Consider the following 16,779-nt stretch of genomic DNA (forward strand, 5'->3'; position numbering starts at 1 on the left):
AGGCTTACTGCCTGACTCTTATCCCAAAAAATCCAGAAGCCAATATGCCATCAAACTTTTGACCATATAAGTATTTTTTCTATTGACTAGCCAATTCAGTCAATTATCTTATACAAAAATATATTGGCATTAATAATGAGCTTGTAGACTTGAAAAATGAATTTTTATTCCATTCTTATATCACACACAAAAAATACAATAAAAAAATAAAAGAAAGATTTCATGGGCTTAATTCACATAGGAAATAAATCATTGATAAGAAAAAAAATAGATTTTTTTAGATAAAAAACACATTGATTTGAATGATTAAATGCTTATTTTTGATGAAATATAGATCTCAGATCAATTTTCCTAAAAAGCAAATTATTTCTTGATTTGATTAAATTAAATATTTTGATCTCATAACATAGACAATATTTACTAGATATCATGAGCCCTGCTGCTACAGAATTTTTGAGTGCTGAATAGCCTATAATCTTTTTGTTGACATTTTTTTTCAAAAAAGCTAGATTGTTCACAATCTGTAGCCTGAAAATATTTATCGTTACGATTTGGCTCTTTCACTACTAAAGAGGGGGTGTTTGCCATGCAACAGCTTTATCAAAATAATCGAGAGATTAGAGCAGCAAAGCCTGCTGACTCTGGTCAATGGCGATCGCTACCTGGACCGAGATCTCAAGAGTATTTAAAGCGTCAAGAAGCTAGAGAGTCTAATGCTCGTAGCTATCCTCGCCGAATCACGTTAGCAATCAAAGAAGCGAAAGGGATTTTTATCAAAGATGTTGATGGCCACACCTATTTTGACTGTTTGTCTGGTGCTGGAACCCTTGCCCTAGGACACAATCATCCGGTTGTACTCGAAGCGATGCAACAGACTTTGGATGGTAGTTATCCACTCCATACTCTGGATTTGACGACACCCATCAAAGATCAATTTGTTGAGCAACTGTTTGCAAGTTTGCCGCCGAAATTTGCCAAGGTTGCAAAAATTCAGTTCTGTGGCCCCACTGGGGCAGATGCAGTAGAAGCAGCACTCAAATTGGTCAAAACAGCAACCGGACGTCGGAGCATCCTCTCTTTTTCTGGCGGTTACCATGGTATGACCAATGGGTCTTTGAGTTTGACTGGAAGTTTAGCGCCGAAGCAAGAAATATCAGGATTAATGCCGGATGTACATTTTTTGCCTTATCCCTACAATTACCGTTGTCCATTCGGACTTGGTGGTGATGATAGCCAAAAAGTTAGTGCAAAGTACATTGAGCATCTTCTGGATGATCCTGAAAGTGGCATTGTCAAACCAGCGGGGATGATTCTTGAGGCGGTTCAGGGAGAAGGTGGGGTTATTCCTGCTCCTGATCACTGGTTGAGAGAAATGGCTCGAATTACCAGTGAGCGAGGTATTCCATTAATTCTGGATGAGATTCAAGCTGGTATAGGACGGACTGGAAAACTCTATGCATTTGAACATGCGGGAATTACCCCGGATGTCGTGCTACTGTCAAAGGCCATTGGTGGTTCTCTGCCTTTGTCAGTGGTGTTATACAACAAGAATCTCGATTTATGGAAACCGGGAGCTCATGCTGGCACGTTCCGGGGTAATCAGTTAGCAATGGCCGCTGGCGCCGCCACGCTGAAATTCATTATAGAGAATAACTTGGCTCATCAAGCTCAAGTTCTAGGCGATCGCCTATTGAGCCATTTGCGGGAAATTCAGAAGGATCATCCTTGTCTGGGCGATGTCCGTGGTCGTGGTTTGATGCTTGGCGCAGAAATTATTAATCCCAGAATGGGCATCACTGCTCATCCCGAACTCGCCAAACAGATTCAGGCAGAATGTCTACAACGCGGTCTGATTCTTGAGTTGGGCGGCAGATTTGGCACTGTGGTTCGCTTCTTGCCACCACTCATTATCACAGCAGAACAGATTGATGCTGTTAGTGAGATTTTTGCGGAATCAGTTGCGGCGGCAGAGCAGAAGCTTGCTTAAGTTGTCGCTATCATGCCCGCTCTTCTTCTGATCTATTTTTTAGCCTTCATTACTTATGTCACTTCTCCAAGTGGCGCATCGCTTTGAACGGTATTTTTTGTCGGCTCATCCTGTGAGTCTTGAGCATTATCGTGACGCGATCGCCATCTCCCAAGAAACCCTTATTAGAAATTTATTGCAAAAAGATAAATCTTATTCAGGAGCTACTCCTAATGAATTAATTGAAGAATTGGCGAGTCCGTACTACTTCAATTTCGAGGCGCAGGAATGGTCTCAGATACAAGGGCAATTGGCACATATCGTGTCTAATTCTGTTGTTGTTCACGATCCCACTTGTATCGCTCATTTACATTGCCCACCATTGATCCCGGCGATCGCCGCCGAACTTATCATTGGTGCAACCAATCAATCTATGGACTCCTGGGATCAAAGTCCCTGTGCCACAGTCCTTGAGCAAAAGTTAACGGACTGGCTCTGTTCTACTTTTGGGTATGGCTGTAATGCTGATGGCACATTTACAAGTGGTGGAACCCAATCAAATTTGATGGGTTTGCTCTTGGCAAGAGATAACTATGCAAAGGTTCACCTGAATTGGCAGGTTCAGAAAGAAGGGTTGCCCCCAGAAGCGACTCGGTTCCGGATTTTATGTTCAGAAGTGGCGCATTTTACGGTGCGTCAAGGAGCTGCTCTCTTGGGTTTGGGTGAAAACGCCGTTGTCACAGTGCCTGCCGATGACAACTTTTGTATGAGGGCTGCTGATCTAGAGGCTCGATTAATAGAGCTTCAGAATCAAAATCTGTTGCCGATTGCTATTGTCGGGACAGCTGGAACCACGGATTTTGGCAGTATCGATCCTCTTACAGAGATCGCTCAAATTGCTCAGAAACATGACATTTGGTTTCATGTTGACGCGGCATACGGCGGTGCTTTGCAACTCAGTAATAAGCACTCCACTAAGTTGTCTGGGATTGAGCAGGCGGATTCAATCACTGTTGATTTCCATAAGCTCTTTTACCAACCTATTAGCTGTGGTGCTTTTTTGCTGAAGAATCGGGCAAATTTCGGCTTGATTCGTCTTAATGCTGATTACCTCAACCCTGAAATTAATGAAGAGCAAGGTATTCCAGACCTTGTTACGAAGTCGATTCAAACGACTAGACGGTTTGATGCGTTGAAATTATGGCTATCTCTGCAAGTTCTTGGTGTAGAGGCTTTTGATGAGATGGTCAATACCACCATCGATCTCGCCCAGTCTGCCGCACAACTGATTGATGGCGATCGCCACTTCGAGCTAGCCAATAAAAATCCAGCCATTAATGCAGTGGTGTTTCGTTATTTCGGCGATCGCCCAGAGGCAGTGGACTTAGAACAAATTAATCAGCAAATTCCGAAGCAACTGATGCTGATGAAAAAAGCTGTGATTGCCCAAACCCAAGTCAATAAAAAAACCCATTTAAAATTTACCCTCCTCAATCCCCTCACTCAGCTTGAGCATCTCCAGTCCCTACTGGCAGAAATAAAAGTACTAGGCCAAAAACTAGAGCGAGATTACCCAAAACAATGAATAGTAGACAAATTGCCGAAGCAGCAACGATTCAGAGCTTTTTGAATTGTTATTTACGTGAAACTGGAAATTTCAAATCCCTCGCAGCGGATGATCCCCTTACCCTCCAACTAAAAGAGCGTACCAACGCAAAGTCAGCGATTATTTGCCCTCTCGCTCAGCAAAATATCGAGATTCTTGTTGGTGTGAAGTACTGGTCTCTCAGTGATCGCCACATATTTACATTTCCGCTCTTCTATAAATGTGCAGCTCGCGACCAACTTCTCGAACTAGACTACTTAACCCTGAGTACCCTACTCCTCAAAGAATTGAGTCTCAGCATGGGATCAACAGAGCCCTACGATGAGTTAATCGAAAGAGTGATCCAAAGCTGCAACAACATTCAGCAATTTGTCGAAGCAAGACAACCCAAGGCGTCGGAACTATACGAATTTAAACGCAATTTTGGCGAGACAGAACAATCCCTCGTCCTCGGCCATCATTTGCATCCCACACCAAAAAGTAGACAAGGCTTTTTATCTCAGGAGATGACAGATTACTCTCCAGAAACAGAAGGAGAATTTTCACTCCATTATTTCCGCGCCCATAAATCAATCATCATCGAAGGTTCTACCCTCGAAGAAAGTGCCACTGAGCTTATCAAAACAGAATTGCGCAATGACGACGCTGTTTCAGAAGCCTTTAAAGCTACTTATTGCGGTAATGATGACTACGCATTAGTGCCAGTACATCCATGGCAAGGCCGTTGGTTACTACATTCCGAAAAAGTTCAAAACCTAATTGGCAAAGAACTCCTCGAAGATTTAGGCCAACAAGGACGCAAATTTAAACCGACTTCCTCTGTACGAACGGTATATAACGCAGATGCTCGGTTTATGGTGAAGCTTTCACTAAATATTAAAATCACTAATTCAGTTCGAGCCAATCTCTTTAAAGAATTAGAACGGGGTTTGGAGGTGAATCAAATCTTTTCCAGTACTATCGGCAAGGATTTACGTTTCCATTTCCCAAACTTTGAAGTAATTCGTGATCCGGCATATATCACCATTCCTCTTGATGGCAAAGAGTCAGGTTTCGCCACAATTTTGCGAGCTAATCCTTTCCAAACTAAAGCTAAGCAAATTGACAACCTAAATACCGATTCAGAAAGTGATGCCAGTTGTTTAATCGGCCTTTGCCAAGATGCTCTGGATGGCAGTGGTTCTCGTCTGGCTAATATTATTCGTACCCTAGCTACACAAGAAAACCGTTCTACAGAAAAGGTCAGTATTGATTGGTTTAAACAGTATTTATCTCTATCAGTTAAACCAATGTTATGGATGTACTTCACTTACGGTATTGCCCTAGAAGCGCACCAACAAAATAGTGTTCTTGAACTCAAAGATGGATATCCGAAATGTTTTCATTATCGCGATAATCAAGGCTATTACTACAGAGAGTCTTTTTCTGACAAGTTAAACGGTATTCTCGAAGGAATTAGCCAGAAGAGTGAAACATTTTGTCCTGATGAAGTCATTGATGAATGCCTTGTTTACTACGTCTTTATCAATAATGTCTTTGGGATTATTAATGCCCTTGGCGTAGCTGAGCTAGTTGATGAAAATCTCCTATTAAGAGAACTAAATATATTACTTGCTGAATTTGCCGATTTTAATTTGGCAGGCTCCAAACTCCTTGATAATTTACAGAGTGAAACCTTCCGTACTAAAGCTAATCTTTTAACTCGCTTTAACAATATGGATGAGTTGGTCGGATCTGTTGCAACGCAATCAGTTTACGTCAATATTCAAAATCCTTTGCATACAGTCAAAACAATGGCTAAGGAGGAAGCTTATGCCTGATTTAGAGACTCAAATTCAGCCAGTTTATGAGGTCTATGATCGAACAATTCCGGGAAAAATATCTTTTCGACCAATATCTCTAGAATTAGATTTAGAGCGCATTCATAGCTGGATGAATAAACCTCATGTCATTCCATTTTGGCAGATGAATTTTCCAATTGAAAAGATAAAATCTTATCTCATTAAAGTATTAGCCGACCAACATCAAACTGCTTATATTGGCTTATTAGATGATGAACCAATGAGCTATTGGGAATCATACTGGGTAGTTGATGATATTCTTGGGAAATTCTATACAGCAGAAAGTGCTGACCAAGGCATTCATTTATTAATCGGAGAGCCTTATTTTCTTGGAAAAGGTTTGGCTTTACCTTTCTTACGAGCAATCACAATGTTTCAGTTTCAGCATACTTCGACCACGAAAACAGTAACGGAACCTGATGCTCGTAATGCCAAGATGATTCACATTTTTAAAAAGTGTGGTTTTGAGTTTCAAAAGAATATTGATCTTCCAGATAAAACAGGATCTCTAATGTTCTGTGATCGCCAGAGATTTGAAAGCTTATGGTCTCCGGCTGAACTCTATCAATAAATAATTTCTACCTAATGTATTCGTTCTAATGAAAATCAGTCAGTGTAGCAATGAATAACCAAGTTTACGATCTACTCGGGGTTGGTATCGGCCCATTTAATTTAAGCTTAGCGGCTTTGCTGGAGCCAATTGCTGACGTTAATGCGGTGTTTCTCGAGCAGAAGTCCCAATTTAATTGGCATTCTGGCTTACTTCTAGAAGCTGCAACTATTCAAGTACCATTTTTGGCGGATCTAGTCACCATGGCAGATCCTCGGAGTCGCTTCACTTTTCTGAATTATCTCCGTGAACATTCTCGTCTTTATCATTTTTATTTTCTAGAGGAATTTAAGATTTATCGCCGGGAATATAACCACTACTGTCAGTGGGTTTCTGAGCAATTAGGCGAGACCTGTCAGTTCGGTCAAAATGTTGAGGCGATCGCCTGGAATGATTCTGGTTACTTCACTGTTATGGCTCGCGACCATGGCACTGGTGAAACAGTTACCTACAACGCGAAACATTTAGCCTTGGGGGTCGGTAGTAAAGCTGGTATCCCCGAATGTCTGCGGAAACTGGGCAAACAGGACAATATTTTCCATTCAGGACAATTTCTCCACCACAAAGAGCAATGGCAAAACGCTAAATCTGTGACGGTGATTGGTTCTGGTCAGAGCGCAGGGGAAACATTCTACGAACTCCTCAATGCCCAAGCAGACTGTGGCTACCATCTCGAATGGCATACTCGCTCCGCTGGTTTCTTCCCGATGGAATATTCAAAATTGGGTCTGGAATATTTTTCCCCCGATTACATCGAATATTTCTATGATTTGTCCATTGAAAAGCGTGATGAAATTCGCTCCAACCAAAACCTTTTGTATAAAGGCATGGACGAAGGATTAATCGCTGAAATTTACAATCGGTTCTACGAATTAACCATCGGCGGTACTGAATTAGACGTGAAGTTATGCTCCTCTCTAGAAGTAAAAGAAGCCGAAATCACGGAGAGTGGCTATCGTCTCAGTTACCGTCAAGTACAGCAGGATCACTACTTTGAACACGACACAGATTGCGTTGTTCTAGCCACTGGTTATGACCATGTGGTTCCAGAATTTATTGAACCGATTCGCGATTTGATTAAGTGGGATTACAAAGATCGTTATTGCGTTAACTTGGACTATCGTGTCACCCTCACAAAATCTATTCCCAACTCAATTTTTGTACAGAATGGAGAGCTTCATACCCATGGTATCGGTGCACCAGATTTAGGATTGGGAGCACATCGCAGCTCAGTCATTATTAATACGTTCCTTGAACGTGAGGTCTATCCAACAGCAAAGAAAAACGTATTCCAAGAATTTGGTGTTAAATCCATATGAATAATTCTTTGAATCGTTCTATTTCAGTCTTGTTCGTCTGTACCTTTACTTACATTTTTTCAGAGGTATTACTTGCTCCTTTTTATCCAGTTTTCTTTGAGAAAGTATTTGGTGTAGAGGATTTAACCTACACAGGATTTTATATTTTTATCTGCCGCATGACTGTGGTGGTGACGGCACCATTTTGGGGTTTTTTCTCCAACAAATTAAATATCAAAACTCTACTCTACTGTGGTCAAATCTGTTCTGCCCTAGTCTGCGTTTTTATGACTTTCACTCAGAACGTAACGCAATTTACAATTGCCACTGTTATTTTGTTGCTATTTCGGAGTAGTTTTGTGATTCTTTATCCCCTGATTATTCAATTGGGTGGTGAGCAAAGACGGGAGACTATTGCCGGAACCTACCAAGCTGTTTTCCATAGTGGCATTGTTATTTCTAGTATTGCTGGCATCTGGATTATTCAGCTCGAAAATCCTCTCAATGCCTTTTTTGTTGTTGCTTTACTAGATATATTACAGTTTGCTTTATGTTGGTTCTTTTTAGAGGATCTACCCAAGAAAGAAGTCATAGCGAATGATAGTAAATCTGAGACAAAAACGACAGATATTCTCCAGAGTAACTGGGCATTAATTCCAGCAATTGGAGTTATTGGTTTACTGTTTCAGTTCATTCATAATCTTGTGCGTCCCTACTTTGTTAGCTATGTAACTGAAGCAGATTATTTTGGGACAACTTTAACAACAGGAGGTATTCTTTTTGCAATTCCCAGCGTAATGGCGATCGCCGCATTACCTTTCATACGTAGTTACGCGAAACCTCACCGTATCCCTATGTTGTACACCATCGGGTCATTACTACTAGCGGTGACCTTACTTGTTCAAGGCTCAACGAATTCTTTATCACTTTTTGTTTTTTCGAGAGTGATTTATGGCTTCTTCCTTGCTGTGACTCAGGCAGCTTTAGAACTCTATTTATTCAACAATAGCGATCCAGAAAAAATCCCTCTTAATTACACTTTAATGTTCGCCTTTGCCAATGTGGGATTAGTTCTATCACCTTTAACAGCTTCTCATCTTGTCGAGGAATACAGTTTTGCATCTCCTCTAATAGTGGCAGCTGTTTTGTCGGTCTTCACATTAGCATATACCTGGTCGCTAGCATTAAACCCAGTGCTTGCAAAAACTGTGACTCGATATCAACGTAGCGCTTAAAAAACGTTTATTTTTTCTTTTATTAATTACCCTATTTATCTAGTGATTTAACCCTGTTAACTATGAGTAATATTCAAGCCTTAAATGCCGCTTTAAACCCTGAAATTTGGGAAGCTGTTAGTCTCAAACTTCTGACAAAGATGCTTTCCGAATTTATGTATGAGGAGATTATCCAACCAGATGTTATTGATGACAAAGAAGATATTGTCACTTATCAGCTGAATCTGCCTGATGGGCTGGGATATCGCTTTACAGCCAAGCTACGTATATTTGATAGCTATCGTGTTGACCCAAAGTCGATTTATCGTGGAGAAAATGATGAATGGACACCAGCAACAAATCCTTTTCAGTTTGCACTGGATATTCATGAAACTGTTGGGATGACAGGTGAAACAACAGCTCATTTGTTGAAGGAACTCACAAATACCTTGATTGCTGATGCTCACATTCATCAACGCAAACATAGTAAAGAGGTTGATCTCCTCAATCTGAGTTATGCCGAGCTAGAAGGCGAAATGGAAGGTCACCCTTGGATTACTTTCAACAAAGGTCGCATTGGGTTTGGTTATGATGATTATCTTCAGCATGCACCCGAAAGTAAGCAGCCTATCCAAATGACTTGGTTGGCGATCGCCCGTGAACAGTCTAGTTATAACGGCATCACAGATCTCGATTATGAGCGTTTAATCGGAGAAGAATTATCCGCTGAAACTATCGCAAGATTTAATGTCCTTTTGCAAGAGCGCGGCCTAGAACAAGAAAAGTATTACTTCATGCCTGTGCATGATTGGCAGTGGAAGAATATCGTTGTGCCGATTTTCGGCGAAGCCGTTGCATTACAGTCGATTGTGTACCTTGGCAAGAGCGAAGATTTATACCTGCCACAACAGTCCATCCGCACATTCGTAAACACCACCCATAGCAAAAAACGTCACGTAAAATTGCCCCTCAGTATTCTTAATACTTTGGTTTATCGTGGCTTACCAAACGAGCGTACTCAAATCGCACCAAAGGTCACCGAGTACATCAAAGCCATTCATGCCAATGATTCATTCCTCAGCAAAGAATGTCGGATGATTCTTCCTGGTGAAGTAGCTAGTCTCAACTACAATCACGATTACTACAAGCAGCTCTCCAGCGCGCCTTATCAGTACAAAGAAATGCTGGGTTGTCTCTGGCGGGAAAGCGTTCTCAGTTACACAGATCCAGACGAAAAACCCATTACTTTAGCTTCCCTAGTTCATTTGGATGCCGATGGTTATCCCTTCATTCTCAAACTGGTAGATGCCTCTGGTCTCTCCTTGGAAGCTTGGTTAGATAGCCTTTTCAACACGGTTTTACCGCCACTATTGCACTACCTCTACCAGTACGGTACTGTCTTCTCTCCTCACGGTGAAAATACAATTCTCGTTCTCAAAGAGAATATCCCTCATCGCCTCGCCATGAAGGATTTTGTTGACGATGTAAATATTAGTAACCAGCCGTTACCAGAACTACTTAACCTCTCTGAAGATCTCAAAAAAGTGTTACTGACAGAACCGCCAGAAGGTCTATGTCAATTCATTTTTGCAGGTTTATTTGTTTGTCATCATCGCTATCTCTCAGATTTGCTTGATCAACATATTTGCTATCCCGAGGTAAAGTTCTGGCGGCAGGTACGACAAGCCATCCTCAACTATCAGGCGAAATTCCCACAACTCCAAGACCGCTTTGAGTTGTTTAATCTGCTTGCTCCGAAATTCACTAAGCTCTGCTTAAATCGAAATCGCTTGATCACCTATGGCTACAACGATGACAGCGATCGCCCTCATGCGGTAGCTTATGGAAAAGTTAGAAATGCTTTGTATACCACTTTAAAAGACGAAGCATATGAACTTTGGCAAACTAGAAAAGCTCAGTTTTCAAAAGCAACAGAACAGCCATTTACTGTCACTGACAAACAATATAATCGTGAGATCTCTTTTCGTCGACTGACCTATGAAGACTTAGGCATTATGCATCAATGGATGCAAGAAAAACATCTCAGTTTATTTTGGAAACTCAATGTTTCTTTAGCTGAATTTAAATGGTATCTCAAGAAATGCCTTACTAATGAATCCAGAGATATGGTGATGGCTTATTCTGGCGATGAACCGATGGGCTTTGGCATTATTTACCAGATGGCAAGCGACCCATTACGTCATTACTATGACTACGATAAATCTGACCTTGGTGCACATATTGCCGTTGGTCGTAGAGAATTTCTTGAACCAGAGTTTTTGATTCCTGGCTTGCGAGCCTGTGCCCAGTTTGTTTTCGAGACCTATGAGACGAAGAGACTTGTTGGTGAATCAGATATTAAAAATGCGATTTTAATTCCTGCTCTAGAATCCATTGGGTATGAAAATCGTGGCATGATTCGACTTCATCACAAACGTGCCTCTCTCACAACTTTAGATCGAGATCGCTTCTATAAGTACTTAGAAAAATCTCAAAAAAAGTAAGGAGAAATAGTCAAAATTAATCGCAATAGCCAATTATCTTAAAGGCTTTAAGATGATTAGCTAAAAATATCATTTCACCTAAAGAAAAAATCATTTCAAATTCAAAATCAGTAATTATGGCAATTGATCCTGAAGCTTTAGCAATTTCACAGAAAATCAAACAGAGAATGATGGAATTAAAACATCCTCCTCTCAGTGAACTAGACAATTTGGACGCTGTTGAAGCACGTTATTTTTTCCATGAGGGAAATAAACTTTACGATCTGCATTTAGAAGCTGGCGTTGATTTTGAAGATCGACAGATAGAACGCCTGAATTCTCCTCCTCTCAACATCCGTATTTATCACACAACTAAAGCTCAACAAAATTCAGATCAAGATACAGTAACTTCCTTACCAATCCTCGTCTACTTACAAGGAGGAGGTTGGGTATTCGGGACTCTAGATAGTGCCGATGATACATGTTCCTTCCTTGCAAAATATACAGAATGTATTGTTATTTCTGTCGATTATCGTCATGCCCCAGAACATAAATATCCCCTCCCCATTATTGACGCTATTGATGCGACGAAATGGGTCTATAAAAATGCAGTTAATCTGGGGGGGGATCATAATCGTATCGTTTTGGGCGGCGAAAGTGCAGGTGGTAATTTGGCTGCTGTCGCCTCCATCAAACTGCGAGATGAAGGAAAAATTCCGTTGGCTGGTCAACTCCTCATTACACCTGTTACGCAATACGGCTTTGAAACACCATCCTATAAATCAGGCCACCGTTGTGGACTATCACCGGAAGCAATGCATTGGTTTTGGCATAACTATTTAGAGAGTTCCACTCAAGTAGAAAAATGGGAGGTGTCTCCATTGAAGGTCAGAGATGCGAGCAATCTCCCTCCCACAGTGATGGTTGTAGCCGAACATGATCCGTTATGTGATGAGGGTTTAATGTATGCAGAGCGTTTAAAAGTCTCTGGAAACTCTGTAAAAATACTACAGTATCCTTCTCTTATTCACGGATTTATTCGCCTCACTCATAAAGTGAAAACAGCAAAAGTTGCGTTCCATGAAATAGCTGAGAATCTCAAAAGCTTGTGCTATCAAACTGAGTTTTCCAAAAGTATTTAACCACATTGAAACTTCTCTTATTTATTTCAAATTAATTTAATTTCATGACTCATTTTGGCATTATTTGTCCAGCAACAACTAGTCATTTAAACTGTATGGCTGCTATTGGTTCTGAATTAAAACAGCGAGGTCATCGGGTAACGGTATTAGGAATTGCAGATGCAGAATCTCTTGTCTTAGCTGCCAATTTAGATTTTCACTTAATTGGTGAATCTGATTTTCCGGAAGGATATATGCAAGTAGTATCTGACAAAATCCGTAGTTTAAAAGGGTTTAACGCAGTGAAGTACACACTGTTGCGGATCTCGAAAGGAGCTGAATTATGCTTCCGAGAAATCCCAAAGGCGATTCAGACAGCTGGTATCGAAGCATTATTAGTGGATCAAGCCACACCCGCTGGAGGAACAATTGCCGAACATTTAGGTATTCCTTTTATCACAGTATGTAATGCCTTAATGTTCAACCAAGAAGACAGCATTCCTCCCAATAGTCTCTTTTGGAAATATGATCCTTCGTGGATCGGGATTCTGAGAAATAAAATCGGTTATGCTTTTGTGAATCGCTTCGGAAAGAGCTTACTAAAATTAGTGAATGAGTGGCGACGTAAGTGGAATTTACCTATTTATCAAAACTTTGATCAAAGCTATTCAAAGTTGGCTCAAATCACCCATCTAGTCGCCGAATTTGATTTTCCCAAAAAAGAACTTCCTCCCCATTTTCACTTCACAGGAACATATTTTAATGCTGCTATTAGAGAATTTGTAGATTTCCCTTATGACAAGCTGACAGATCAGCCTCTGATTTATGTTTATGTGGGGAATTTACAAAGTCACCTTTTTTGGGTTTTCGAAATGATTGCCCAAGCTTGTGTGGATCTAGATGCACAATTAGTCATTGCTTTAGGAGGCAACACTAGTCCAGAACAGATGAAATTAGCTGGAGACCCTATTGTGGTAAGCCGTGCACCACAATTAGAACTCTTGCAAAGAGCGAGTTTGACAATTACTCATGCTGGGTTAAATACAACCTTGGAATCTCTCAGTAATGGTGTCCCCATAGTTGCGATTCCGATCTCTAATGATCAGCCTGGTGTAGCAGCACGGATTGCTTGGACAAAAGTAGGTGAAGCGATCTCTATCAAACAGGTAAATGTAAAACGACTAGGCCAAGCAATCAAGCAAGTTTTAACGAAAAGTGTTTACAAAGAAAATGCTTTAAGACTACAAAAAGCGATTGAGCAATCAGGTGGCTTAAGCCTTGCGGCTAACATCATCGAGAACGCAATTTCTACAGGTCAACCTGTTCTTGCTGAAACTTTAAGCGCTTCTAGTTTTACAAGTGATCAAAAACCTAGAGAAAATCTCTCTAAAAACAATGCATATCTTACTTCACAATAGCCATATTCCTTAGCTATCATCTTTTTTTTACTTGCAATTTTTACGAGTAATTCTTTTGATCAAATCTAATTTAATCTAATAAAAAATGGAGACAAATATGTCCGATACAAATCAAGCCAAGCTCTTTGAAATTTTAGCAACTGTTGCTGAGACTGATGTTGGCAAAGTATCTTCTGAGATTGACTTGACAGCTTTGGGTCTAAGTTCAATAGATGTAACTGAAGTTATGTTCGAAATTGAGGAAGAATTTCTTGTTGAATTTCCGGATCAAGAGGATATTACTAAACGCTTTGATGGATTGAAAACAGTCAACGATCTTCTCACGATTGTCAATACTTTAATTGCAGAAAAGGAGGGAGGTTAATGCGTATTGCCATCACAGGTTTGGGGACAATTTCTTCTATTGGCAAGAACCAAGAAACTTTTTTAAAAAGTTTAAAAGAAGGTTATTGTGGCATTGCAGAAACGTCTTTATTTAATGCTCAGGATTTTCGGGCTAAAACTGCTGCAGAAGTTAAGGATTATAATCCCCAAGACTATTTCACAAATAAGCAGTTAGTCTCTCTTGATCGTTTTGCTCAATTTGCGATAATTTCTGCACGAGAAGCAGTACAAGATGCAAAGCTCACTATCACTCCAGAGAATGCTACTCATATTGCTGTCATTCATAGCACTGGAACAGTAGGAGGACAGACAACTCAGGAGCATAATTACCAGCGCTTTTATGGGGAAGGGATCCCAAGGGTACATCCGATGACTGTAGCCAAAATTATGCCTTCTGCCTCCGCCTCCCAGATCAGTATGGATCTTGGTGCTAAAGGTCCTGTTTTTGGTACTGCTAGTGCTTGTGCTTCTTCGGCCCATGCGATCGCCATGGGTATGTTGCTATTGCAATCGGGACTAGCAGATGTAGCGATCGTCGGTGGAGCTGAGGCAACAATTACGCCAGGATTTTTACGATGCTGGGAAGCAATGAGAGTTGTCTCTCGAGATTTCTGTCGACCTTTTTCACAGAAGCGAGGCGGAGTGGTTATCGGGGAAGGGGCTGGTACTCTGGTTCTCGAAACGATGGAACATGCTGAAGCTCGTAATGCCCCAATTCATGCTGAGTGCTTAGGTTTTGGGATGAGTGCAGATGCTACGAGTATCCTACAACCGGATGTAGATGGTGCAATGAGATCAATGCAGATGGCTCTCGAACAAGCAAAACTTCAGCCTGAGCAAATCCAGTACATTAATGCCCACGGCACAGGCACTGCCCAGAACGATCCCACTGAAACAAAAGCTATTCGACAAGTTTTTGGAGCAGCAGCAGATAATGTTGCGGTTTCTTCGACAAAATCAATGCTTGGTCATACTCTCGGTGCTGCTGGTGCTGTGGAGGCGATCGCCACCATTCAAGCAATTAAAAATGGTTTTGCACCACCCACTATTGGTTTTATTGCACCAGACCCACTATGTGATCTTGACTATGTACCAAACAAAGCTCGCCCCCTAACAATTGACTATGCCCTTAGCAACTCTTTTGGTTTTGGTGGCTTAAACGTTGCTCTTGTTTTTGGAAAACACCATGCCTAAATAAAGGTTAATTATAAATTTTGACGATTGTAAGCATTGCCCAGAAAAATCAGCGCATTTTACCAATATTAAAAACGAATTTATTAAAGAGTAGGAATTGAGATAATGCGTATTGTCGTTACGGGTTTAGGGACTATTTGTGCCACTGGTAATAATAGAAAAGCATTCTTGCAAAGCTTGCAGGAAGGTCATTGTGGTATTAACGAGACAACATCATTTGATGTAAAACACTTTCGCGCTAAAACCTCTGGTGAAGTAAAAAACTATCAACCTTCTGATTATTTTGATAGTAAACAGCTTTCAACTCTAGATCGCTTTGCTCAATTCGCAATCATCTCTGCCCGTGAAGCGATTCAGGATGGTCAACTCATAATTACACCAGACAATGCAACCCGTATTGCTGTTATTCATGGAACGGGAGTGGGTGGTCAAGTCACCCAAGATTCTTCTTATTATCGTTTCTATGGTAAAGGAAATCATAAACTACACCCCTTTACTGTGCCAAAGTTAATGCCTTCAGCATCAGCTTCTCAAATCAGTATGGATCTAGGTATTCAAGGGCCTGTATTTGGTCCAGTTAGTGCCTGTGCTTCTGCAAGTCATGCGATCGCCCTAGGAATGATGTTTTTGCAATCGGGCCAAGTGGATGTTGCTTTAGTCGGTGGTGCAGAAGCACCGATTACCCCAGGCTGTGTAAGAGCTTGGGAAGCGATGCGAGTTATTTCTCGGGATGTCTGTCGGCCTTTTTCTAAAGATCGCGGAGGGATGGTGATTGGCGAGGGAGCAGGCACTTTAATGCTTGAAACCCTTAGCCATGCTCAAGCTCGAAATGCCCCAATACGTTCTGAATATCTAGGCTGGGGAATGTGTGCGGATGCAGGAAGCCTGCTGAAACCAGATGTGAATGGAGCCACACGTGCCATGAAAGCAGCTTTAGAACAGGCACAACTTCAACCCGATCAGCTGCAATATGTGAATGCCCATGGTACAGGCACTCCACAGAATGATCCCACTGAAACTCAAGCCATCCACCAAGTTTTTGGCTCTCATGCCGATCATCTTGCAGTGTCCTCAACAAAATCGATGTTAGGCCATACATTGGGTGCTTCTGGAGCATTAGAAGCCGTGGCAACGACCTTATCCATTCAACATAATTTTGCACCACCGACTGTTGGCTATCTGGGTTTAGATCCTAAATGTGATTTAGATTATGTTCCCAATACAGCCCGTTCTCTTGGCATTGATTATGCAATGAGTAACTCGTTTGCTTTTGGAGGCTTAAATGTCGCCCTTGTTTTTGGTCGATATAAAATGTAGACATTGTCAACTTAGCCCACGCTCACTGGTTTTAGAGCGAGGTATTAAATCCTGTCAATCGCTTTAATATCACTTCTAAGGGAACAACGATAGCTATGTGATCTAATACCAGTGGCTCAAGCGCTAACTCATCGTCTCTCGATAGATTTGAATACCAATTTATTCTCAGATTGTCCCCAGGTCAGCCTGTGAAAATTACTGTTTAAATGCCATCGAAAGTCTATTCGACGAGCTGAAAAACGAGAATAAAATGACTTTTTGCTCTATAGGTCACTAAGTATGATAATCCATTACCAATAAGGAGAAAGGAATCTCAATTAGTAGAGA

12 protein-coding genes are annotated in these 16,779 nt (G+C 41.1%); all 12 read left to right on the plus strand.

Annotated elements, in window-relative coordinates:
• The first annotated feature begins 586 nt into the window (after positions 1–586).
• Positions 587–1,987, plus strand: coding sequence for an aspartate aminotransferase family protein (locus LEPTO7376_RS20705; RefSeq protein ID WP_015135991.1), 1,401 nt, complete (start codon positions 587–589; stop codon positions 1,985–1,987).
• A gap of 55 nt (positions 1,988–2,042) precedes the next feature.
• On the plus strand, positions 2,043–3,551 hold the full coding sequence (locus tag LEPTO7376_RS20710; RefSeq protein ID WP_015135992.1) for an aspartate aminotransferase family protein: 1,509 nt from the start codon (positions 2,043–2,045) through the stop codon (positions 3,549–3,551).
• Complete coding sequence (locus tag LEPTO7376_RS20715) at positions 3,548–5,392, plus strand: IucA/IucC family siderophore biosynthesis protein (protein ID WP_015135993.1); 1,845 nt, start codon at positions 3,548–3,550, stop codon at positions 5,390–5,392. The genes LEPTO7376_RS20710 and LEPTO7376_RS20715 overlap by 4 nt, the downstream gene beginning before the upstream one ends.
• Positions 5,385–5,984: a GNAT family N-acetyltransferase gene (locus LEPTO7376_RS20720; RefSeq protein WP_015135994.1), complete on the plus strand. Its 600-nt coding sequence runs from the start codon at positions 5,385–5,387 to the stop codon at positions 5,982–5,984. The genes LEPTO7376_RS20715 and LEPTO7376_RS20720 overlap by 8 nt, the downstream gene beginning before the upstream one ends.
• Positions 5,985–6,034: 50 nt before the next feature.
• Complete coding sequence (locus LEPTO7376_RS20725; protein WP_015135995.1) at positions 6,035–7,342, plus strand: lysine N(6)-hydroxylase/L-ornithine N(5)-oxygenase family protein; 1,308 nt, start codon at positions 6,035–6,037, stop codon at positions 7,340–7,342.
• The gene (locus LEPTO7376_RS20730; RefSeq protein WP_015135996.1) at positions 7,339–8,556 is read left to right on the plus strand and encodes an MFS transporter; all 1,218 of its coding nucleotides are present in this window, start codon (positions 7,339–7,341) and stop codon (positions 8,554–8,556) included. The genes LEPTO7376_RS20725 and LEPTO7376_RS20730 overlap by 4 nt, the downstream gene beginning before the upstream one ends.
• A gap of 62 nt (positions 8,557–8,618) precedes the next feature.
• Entirely contained in the window at positions 8,619–11,039 is a 2,421-nt protein-coding gene (locus LEPTO7376_RS20735) for a GNAT family N-acetyltransferase (protein ID WP_015135997.1), read from the plus strand.
• A gap of 116 nt (positions 11,040–11,155) precedes the next feature.
• Positions 11,156–12,160, plus strand: coding sequence for an alpha/beta hydrolase (locus tag LEPTO7376_RS20740; protein ID WP_015135998.1), 1,005 nt, complete (start codon positions 11,156–11,158; stop codon positions 12,158–12,160).
• Positions 12,161–12,204: 44 nt separating this feature from the next.
• Complete coding sequence (locus LEPTO7376_RS20745) at positions 12,205–13,557, plus strand: glycosyltransferase (protein WP_015135999.1); 1,353 nt, start codon at positions 12,205–12,207, stop codon at positions 13,555–13,557.
• A gap of 97 nt (positions 13,558–13,654) precedes the next feature.
• Complete coding sequence (locus tag LEPTO7376_RS20750) at positions 13,655–13,921, plus strand: acyl carrier protein (RefSeq protein WP_015136000.1); 267 nt, start codon at positions 13,655–13,657, stop codon at positions 13,919–13,921.
• Positions 13,921–15,135 carry a beta-ketoacyl synthase gene (locus LEPTO7376_RS20755; RefSeq protein WP_015136001.1) on the plus strand — a complete coding sequence of 405 codons (1,215 nt, stop codon included), beginning with the start codon at positions 13,921–13,923 and terminating at the stop codon, positions 15,133–15,135. Before LEPTO7376_RS20750 ends, LEPTO7376_RS20755 begins: the two co-directional genes overlap by 1 nt.
• 105 nt (positions 15,136–15,240) lie before the next feature.
• Positions 15,241–16,452, plus strand: a complete 1,212-nt coding sequence (locus LEPTO7376_RS20760) for a beta-ketoacyl synthase (protein ID WP_015136002.1) — start codon at positions 15,241–15,243, stop codon at positions 16,450–16,452.
• Positions 16,453–16,779 lie beyond the last annotated feature (327 nt).

It is taken from the genome of [Leptolyngbya] sp. PCC 7376, assembly GCF_000316605.1.
GTDB lineage: Bacteria > Cyanobacteriota > Cyanobacteriia > Cyanobacteriales > MRBY01 > MRBY01.

Excerpts from the sequence above, each read along its gene's own strand:
- LEPTO7376_RS20705 (WP_015135991.1), top strand. The coding sequence starts at position 587 with ATGCAACAGCTTTATCAAAATAATCGAGAGATTAGAGCAGCAAAGCCT.
- LEPTO7376_RS20710 (WP_015135992.1), top strand. The coding sequence starts at position 2,043 with ATGTCACTTCTCCAAGTGGCGCATCGCTTTGAACGGTATTTTTTGTCG.
- LEPTO7376_RS20715 (WP_015135993.1), top strand. The coding sequence starts at position 3,548 with ATGAATAGTAGACAAATTGCCGAAGCAGCAACGATTCAGAGCTTTTTG.
- LEPTO7376_RS20720 (WP_015135994.1), top strand. The coding sequence starts at position 5,385 with ATGCCTGATTTAGAGACTCAAATTCAGCCAGTTTATGAGGTCTATGAT.
- LEPTO7376_RS20725 (WP_015135995.1), top strand. The coding sequence starts at position 6,035 with ATGAATAACCAAGTTTACGATCTACTCGGGGTTGGTATCGGCCCATTT.
- LEPTO7376_RS20730 (WP_015135996.1), top strand. The coding sequence starts at position 7,339 with ATGAATAATTCTTTGAATCGTTCTATTTCAGTCTTGTTCGTCTGTACC.
- LEPTO7376_RS20735 (WP_015135997.1), top strand. The coding sequence starts at position 8,619 with ATGAGTAATATTCAAGCCTTAAATGCCGCTTTAAACCCTGAAATTTGG.
- LEPTO7376_RS20740 (WP_015135998.1), top strand. The coding sequence starts at position 11,156 with ATGGCAATTGATCCTGAAGCTTTAGCAATTTCACAGAAAATCAAACAG.
- LEPTO7376_RS20745 (WP_015135999.1), top strand. The coding sequence starts at position 12,205 with ATGACTCATTTTGGCATTATTTGTCCAGCAACAACTAGTCATTTAAAC.
- LEPTO7376_RS20750 (WP_015136000.1), top strand. The coding sequence starts at position 13,655 with ATGTCCGATACAAATCAAGCCAAGCTCTTTGAAATTTTAGCAACTGTT.
- LEPTO7376_RS20755 (WP_015136001.1), top strand. The coding sequence starts at position 13,921 with ATGCGTATTGCCATCACAGGTTTGGGGACAATTTCTTCTATTGGCAAG.
- LEPTO7376_RS20760 (WP_015136002.1), top strand. The coding sequence starts at position 15,241 with ATGCGTATTGTCGTTACGGGTTTAGGGACTATTTGTGCCACTGGTAAT.